The sequence below is a fragment of the Citrobacter sp. genome (assembly GCF_050252275.1).
Taxonomy (GTDB): Bacteria; Pseudomonadota; Gammaproteobacteria; order Enterobacterales; family Enterobacteriaceae; genus Citrobacter_A; species Citrobacter_A amalonaticus.
This window is the reverse complement of record NZ_JBFWLF010000258.1, coordinates 1-6,569: the sequence shown is the minus strand read 5'-3', so window position 1 is coordinate 6,569 and position 6,569 is coordinate 1. Positions and strand designations below refer to the sequence as shown.

At 56.1% G+C, this 6,569-nt stretch carries 7 protein-coding genes and 1 pseudogene; all 8 read left to right on the top strand.

The window, feature by feature from the left end; translation table 11 throughout:
* Nucleotides 1-565, top strand: a pseudogene (locus AB7E14_RS18550) (DUF3410 domain-containing protein); the annotation flags it as partial.
* Nucleotides 566-631: 66 nt separating this feature from the next.
* Nucleotides 632-1,645: an aspartate-semialdehyde dehydrogenase gene (locus AB7E14_RS18545; protein WP_042999992.1), complete on the top strand. Its 1,014-nt coding sequence runs from the start codon at nt 632-634 to the stop codon at nt 1,643-1,645.
* Complete coding sequence (gene truA, locus AB7E14_RS18540; RefSeq protein ID WP_044327711.1) at nt 1,645-2,457, top strand: tRNA pseudouridine(38-40) synthase TruA; 813 nt, start codon at nt 1,645-1,647, stop codon at nt 2,455-2,457. The genes AB7E14_RS18545 and truA overlap by 1 nt, the downstream gene beginning before the upstream one ends.
* A gap of 24 nt (nt 2,458-2,481) precedes the next feature.
* On the top strand, nt 2,482-3,141 hold the full coding sequence (locus AB7E14_RS18535) for a DedA family protein (RefSeq protein ID WP_042999994.1): 660 nt from the start codon (nt 2,482-2,484) through the stop codon (nt 3,139-3,141).
* Between the two features lie 153 nt (nt 3,142-3,294).
* Nucleotides 3,295-4,209 (top strand): acetyl-CoA carboxylase, carboxyltransferase subunit beta, encoded by a 915-nt coding sequence (gene accD, locus AB7E14_RS18530; protein WP_042999995.1) that lies wholly within the window; start codon nt 3,295-3,297, stop codon nt 4,207-4,209.
* A 69-nt stretch (nt 4,210-4,278) separates the two neighbouring features.
* Entirely contained in the window at nt 4,279-5,547 is a 1,269-nt protein-coding gene (folC, locus tag AB7E14_RS18525; RefSeq protein WP_316962469.1) for a bifunctional tetrahydrofolate synthase/dihydrofolate synthase, read from the top strand.
* Complete coding sequence (dedD, locus tag AB7E14_RS18520) at nt 5,537-6,220, top strand: cell division protein DedD (RefSeq protein ID WP_042999997.1); 684 nt, start codon at nt 5,537-5,539, stop codon at nt 6,218-6,220. Before folC ends, dedD begins: the two co-directional genes overlap by 11 nt.
* Nucleotides 6,221-6,467: 247 nt before the next feature.
* A partial coding sequence (locus AB7E14_RS18515; protein WP_428169779.1) for a CvpA family protein occupies nt 6,468-6,569 on the top strand: 102 nt, incomplete at its 3' end.

Sequence of the window (6,569 nt, the reverse complement as noted above, 5' to 3'; positions counted from 1 at the left end):
CGCGCCGAACCCACCACAGACACCCCGCTCAATCCTGATAAAAGCCTGTCGTGGCGCCGTGGGGGCTAACGCCGCGTCGCTGGCGCGTCTTAACGCCGCACAGGATCTGCGTGTGGTTCTGGATGTCTGGGCAGGCGAGCCGGATCTGACTGTCGACCTGTAGAACACGATCGATACCGGCACCGCGCACATTGCGGGCTACACGCTAGAAGGCAAAGCGCGCGGCACCACGCAGGTCTTTGAAGCATATAGCGCATTTATCGGTCATGCGCAGCGTGTCGCGCTGGATACCTTGCTGCCGGCCCCGGAATTTGGCCGTATTACGCTGCATGGTCCGTTGGATCAGCCGACGCTGAAAAGACTGGTGCATTTGGTGTATGATGTGCGCCGCGACGATGCGCCGCTGCGCAACGTTGCCGGAATACCGGGTGAATTTGATAAACTGCGCAAAAATTACCTCGAGCGTCGTGAATGGTCCTCACTGTATGTGATGTGCGACGACGCAGATGCGGCGGCGTTACTGTGTAAACTGGGTTTTAACGCAGTTCATCACCCGACACGTTAATGTCTTCTTAATGCCCCCTGACGAATAATCGGCAGGGAGGCTTATGCTTTTCTGGAGTAAACCACCATGTCTGAAGGCTGGAATATTGCCGTCCTCGGCGCGACGGGCGCCGTTGGCGAAGCGTTGCTTGAAACCCTGGCTGAACGTCAGTTCCCGGTTGGGGAAATTTTTGCGCTGGCACGTAATGAAAGCGCAGGCGAACATCTGCGCTTTGGTGGTAAGTCAGTGATTGTGCAGGATGCGGCCGAATTTGACTGGACGCAGGCGCAACTGGCCTTTTTCGTTGCTGGCGTTGAGGCCACGGCGGCCTGGGTTGAAGAGGCGACAAACGCGGGCTGTCTGGTCATTGATTCCAGCGGTCTGTTCGCCCTTGAACCCGACGTTCCGCTGGTGGTGCCGGAAGTGAACCCGTTCGTGCTGGCGGACTATCGCAATCGCAATGTGATCGCCGTGCCGAACAGCCTGACCAGCCAACTGCTGGCCGCGCTGAAACCGCTTATCGATCAGGGTGGGCTTTCTCGCATCACCGTAACCAGTCTGCTTTCGGCATCTGCGCAGGGTAAAAAAGCGGTCGATGCACTGGCCGGACAAAGCGCGAAACTGCTGAACGGGATCCCCATCGATGAAGATGATTTCTTTGGTCGCCAACTGGCGTTCAACATGTTGCCGTTGTTGCCGGATCGCGAAGGCAGCGTGCGTGAAGAGCGGCGGATCGTCGATGAAGTACGCAAAATCATGCAGGATGATGGGTTGTTGATCTCGGCAAACTGCGTACAGTCACCGGTGTTTTACGGTCACGCGCAGATGGTGGCATTTGAAGCGCTGCGTCCACTGGCTGCCGAAGAGGCGCGCGATGCCTTTTCCCGCGGCGAAGACATTGTACTGTCAGAAGAGAGTGAATTTCCGACCCAGGTGGGCGACGCTTCAGGCAGCGCGCATCTGTCTGTGGGCTGCGTGCGTAACGATTACGGCATGCCGGAACAGGTTCAGTTCTGGTCCGTGGCGGATAACGTCCGCTTTGGCGGCGCGCTGATGGCGGTGAAAATTGCGGAAAAACTGGTGCAGGAGTACCTGTACTGATGTCTGACCAGCTACAACCGCCGGTGTATAAAATTGCGCTGGGCATCGAGTATGACGGCAGCAAATATTATGGCTGGCAGCGTCAGAATGAAGTCCGCAGTGTGCAGGAAAAGCTGGAAAAGGCGCTTTCGCAGGTCGCCAATGAGCCGATTAACGTCTTTTGCGCCGGGCGCACCGATGCCGGTGTGCACGGCACCGGACAGGTTGTGCATTTTGAAACCACCGCGCTGCGTAAAGATGCGGCCTGGACATTGGGTGTAAATGCGAATTTGCCTGGTGACATTGCGGTGCGATGGGTGAAAGCTGTACCGGAAGATTTTCACGCGCGATTCAGCGCCACGGCTCGCCGATATCGTTACATCATCTACAATCACCGGTTACGTCCGGCGGTGTTAGGCAAAGGGGTGACGCATTATTACGAGCCGCTGGACGCCGAGCGCATGCATCGTGCGGCGCAGTGTCTGATTGGCGAGAATGACTTTACGTCGTTTCGCGCCGTCCAGTGCCAGTCGCGCACGCCGTGGCGCAACGTGATGCATATTAATGTGTCGCGCCATGGGGCGTATGTGGTGGTCGATATCAAAGCGAATGCCTTTGTACATCATATGGTCAGGAACATTGTTGGCAGCCTGATGGAAGTAGGCGCCCACAACCAGCCGGAGAGCTGGATAGCAGAGTTGTTAGCGGCAAAGGACAGAACGCTCGCAGCGGCAACGGCGAAGGCCGAAGGACTGTATCTGGTTGCGGTGGACTACCCTGACCGGTTTGACCTTCCTAAACCGCCTATGGGCCCGCTCTTTCTGGCGGACTAATTCGAGTCGTATAAAGGCACAACTATGGACCTGATTTACTTTCTCATCGATTTTATCCTGCACATTGATGTGCACCTGGCGGAACTGGTCGCAGAGTACGGCGTCTGGGTTTACGCAATTTTGTTCCTGATTTTGTTCTGTGAAACCGGACTGGTGGTCACGCCGTTCCTGCCAGGGGACTCCCTGCTGTTTGTGGCGGGAGCGCTGGCGTCGCTGGGCACCAACGATCTCAATGTGCACCTGATGGTGGTGTTGATGCTGATTGCCGCGATTGTCGGGGATGCGGTGAACTACACTATTGGTCGCCTGTTCGGCGAGAAGTTATTCAGTAACCCGGACTCGAAGATTTTCCGCCGTAGCTATCTGGACAAAACACACCAGTTTTACGAAAAACACGGTGGAAAAACCATCATTCTCGCCCGCTTTGTGCCGATTGTCAGAACATTTGCACCGTTTGTGGCGGGAATGGGACATATGTCGTATCGTCATTTTGCGGCGTATAACGTGATAGGTGCGCTGTTGTGGGTTCTGCTCTTTACCTATGCCGGTTACTTCTTCGGCACCATTCCGATGATTCAGAACAACCTTAAGTTGCTGATCGTCGGGATTATTGTGGTATCGATCCTGCCGGGCGTGGTGGAAATTGTTCGCCATAAACGCGCAGCGTCACGTGTAACAAAATAGAAACTAACTCAGCGGTTCGACCACTTTTTTGTCCAAAGTTTCGGGCTGTTATGTTTTAATGTGCAACATTCATGGTCTGTTGGGGGCAAAAATGGCATTATGCGCCCCCACGGCAAAACTGGAACACACCAGGTTCAGGCAGAAAGGTCATAAATGAGCTGGATTGAACGAATTAAAAGCAACATTACTCCCACCCGCAAGGCAAGCATTCCTGAAGGGGTGTGGACTAAGTGTGATAGCTGCGGTCAGGTTTTATACCGTGCTGAGCTGGAACGTAATCTTGAGGTCTGTCCGAAGTGTGACCATCACATGCGTATGTCGGCGCGTAACCGCCTGCATAGCCTGTTAGATGAAGGAACGCTGGTGGAGCTGGGTAGCGAACTCGAGCCGAAAGACGTGCTGAAGTTCCGTGACTCCAAGAAATACAAAGACCGTCTGGCGTCCGCGCAAAAGGAAACCGGCGAGAAAGATGCGCTGGTCGTGATGAAGGGTACGCTTCACGGCATGCCGGTTGTGGCAGCGGCATTTGAGTTTGCTTTCATGGGTGGCTCGATGGGGTCTGTGGTCGGCGCACGTTTTGTCCGTGCCGTTGAACAGGCGCTGGAAGATAACTGCCCGCTGGTATGCTTCTCCGCCTCCGGCGGTGCGCGTATGCAGGAAGCGCTGATGTCGCTGATGCAGATGGCGAAAACCTCTGCGGCGCTGGCAAAAATGCAGGAGCGCGGTCTGCCGTACATCTCCGTGCTGACTGACCCAACAATGGGCGGCGTTTCTGCAAGCTTCGCGATGCTCGGCGATCTCAACATTGCTGAACCGAAAGCGCTGATCGGCTTCGCGGGTCCGCGCGTTATCGAGCAAACCGTACGTGAGAAACTGCCGCCGGGATTCCAGCGCAGTGAGTTTCTGATCGAAAAAGGCGCTATCGATATGATCATCCGCCGTCCGGAGATGCGCCTGAAACTGGCGAGCATTCTGGCGAAGCTGATGAATCTGCCGGCGCCAAATCCGGATACCCCGCGTGAAGGCGTGGTAGTGCCGCCGGTGCCGGATCAGGAACCCGAGGCCTGATAACTGAAAAGGGCAGGGCCACAGGCGCTGCCCTTTTGCTTTTCTCAACGTAACGATTTCACGGGCATCATGAATAACAAACGTATTCCTAAAGCCACGTCGCCCCTGGCCTCGTGGCTTTCTTATCTGGAAAACCTCCACGCGAAAACGATCGATCTGGGCCTTGAGCGCGTAAGCCAGGTGGCTGCGCGATTGGGCGTACTGAAGCCTGCGCCGTTTGTCTTCACCGTGGCTGGCACTAATGGCAAGGGCACGACCTGCCGGACGCTGGAGTCGGTATTGACGGCGGCGGGATATAACGTCGGGGTATACAGTTCGCCACATCTGGTGCGTTACACCGAACGTGTGCGTGTACGTGGCAATGAACTGCCCGAATCGGCTCACACCGAATCCTTTGCCGAGATCGAAGCGGCGCGTGGGGACATCTCGCTGACCTATTTCGAATACGGCACTTTGTCTGCATTGTGGCTGTTTAAGCAGGCACAACTGGATGTGGTGATCCTGGAAGTTGGGTTGGGTGGACGACTCGACGCGACAAATATCGTCGATGCCGATGTTGGCGTAGTCACCAGCATCGCGCTGGATCATACCGACTGGCTGGGGCCGGATCGTGAAAGCATTGGCCGTGAAAAGGCCTGTATTTTCCGTGCGGGAAAACCGGCGATTGTCGGCGAACCCGAAATGCCTTATACCATCGCCGATGTCGCACTGGAGAAAGGCGCGCGGTTACAGCGTCGTGGCGAGGACTGGCAGTTTACGGTAACGGAGACGGGCTGGTCCTTTAGCGATCGCCACGGTAGCCTGGTGGATTTACCGCTGCCACAGGTGCCTCAACCTAATGCGGCGACTGCGCTGGCGGCACTGCGCGCCAGCGGCCTGAACGTCAGTGAGCAGGCGATTCGCGACGGGATTGCCCGGGCGATTCTACCAGGACGTTTCCAGATTGTGAGCGAGTCGCCGCGCGTCATTCTTGATGTCGCGCATAATCCTCATGCGGCGGAATATCTCACCGGACGGCTGAAAATGTTGCCGAAAAAGGGGCGCGTTCTTGCCGTTATCGGTATGCTACAGGATAAGGATATTGCGGGAACGTTGGCCTGGTTGAAAAGCGTGGTCGACGACTGGTATTGTGCTCCGCTGGAAGGCCCCCGGGGCGCAACGGCAGAACAACTGCTGGAACATCTCGGTAAAGGCAGTGTCTATGACAGTGTCGCGCTGGCATGGCATGCGGCGCTGGCAGACGCGAGACCAGAAGATACCGTACTGGTGTGCGGTTCATTTCACACGGTTGCACATGTCATGGAAGTGATGGACGCGGGGAGAATCGGTGGCGAGTAAGTTTCAGAATCGTTTAGTCGGCACGATCGTGCTGGTCGCGCTGGGCGTCATTGTGTTGCCCGGGCTGCTCGACGGGCAGAAAAAACATTATCAGGATGAATTCGCGGCGATCCCGCTGGTCCCGAAACCGGGCGATCGCGATGAGCCGGATATGATGCCAGCGGCAACGCAGGCATTGCCGACTCAGCCGCCAGAAGGGGCGGCGGAAGAGGTACGGGCAGGCGATGCGGCGGCACCGTCGTTGGATCCGTCACGCTATGCATCAGCGAATAATCCTGAGCTTGATTCGACGCCAGCGCCGGTAGAGCAGCCTAAACCAAAACCGGTTGAAAAGCCGAAGCCGCAACCGAAGCCGCCTGTAGAGGCAACGCCTGCTCCTGTTCCCGCTCCTGCGCCAAAACCGGCGGCAGAAGAGAAACCGGCGCCAACGGGTAAAGCCTACGTTGTGCAGTTAGGGGCGCTGAAAAATGCCGATAAGGTCAATGAGATCGTGGGGAAACTTCGTGCCGCAGGTTTCCGGGTATATACTTCTCCGTCAACGCCAGTACAGGGTAAAATAACCCGTATTCTCGTGGGGCCGGATGCATCACGCGACAAGCTGAAAGGCTCGCTCGGCGAGCTGCAGCAAATCTCCGGATTAAGCGGAGTGGTGATGGGGTACAGCCCGAACTAAGTGAGGATTGCCTGATGACAGCGCTCGGCGTCTTATCAGGCTTCCCACCTTGTTGTATGTCGGCCGGATAAGGCGTTTACACCGCCATCCGGCAGTGCCCGAAGAGGCATAAAACGGTATGGCGTTGAAGTTTTTTTCAGCGCCATTTTTATTTACGCGCGGGAAGGAAATCCCTACGCAAACGTTTTCTTTTTCTGTTAGAATGCGCCCCGAACAGGACGACAGGGCGTAAAATCGTGGGACACATATGGTCTGGATTGATTACGCCATTATCGCGGTGTTTGGTTTTTCCTGTCTGGTTAGCCTGATCCGTGGCTTTGTTCGTGAAGCGTTATCGTTGGTGACATGG